A 361-nucleotide genomic window follows, 5' to 3' on the forward strand; every position below is an offset into this window, starting at 1 on the left:
ACCTTGAAGGAAGCTTCAGCTGTGTAGGATTATCTTGTAACGGATGTGGATAATCAACAATTAATTAACCAATTCATTAACAATAAAAAATTAGAACAATGAGCAACAAATCAGTAAAACTAGGAAAAGAAGTAACACTTAACAAAGACGCAGTTACAAAATTACAGGAAGATCAATTAAACAAGGTAAAAGGCGGAAAGAAAGTTGGAGGGATTGACCAAGACCTTGAAGGAAGCTTCAGCTGTGTAGGAGCATCTTGCAACGGATGTGGATAGTCAACAATCAATTAATTAACCAATTCATTAACAATAAAAAATAATAACAATGAGCAACAAATCAGTAAAACTAGGAAAAGAAGTAA

At 33.0% G+C, this 361-nt stretch carries 1 protein-coding gene; it reads left to right on the plus strand.

Annotated features, from left to right (window positions below; all coding sequences use genetic code 11):
* Nucleotides 1-98 precede the first annotated feature (98 nt).
* Nucleotides 99-275, plus strand: coding sequence for a class I lanthipeptide (locus tag R2R70_RS19255; protein ID WP_410699274.1), 177 nt, complete (start codon nt 99-101; stop codon nt 273-275).
* Nucleotides 276-361: the final 86 nt, after the last annotated feature.

It is taken from the genome of Cobetia sp. SIMBA_158, assembly GCF_046566945.1.
In the GTDB taxonomy this organism is placed as follows: domain Bacteria; phylum Pseudomonadota; class Gammaproteobacteria; order Pseudomonadales; family Halomonadaceae; genus Cobetia; species Cobetia amphilecti.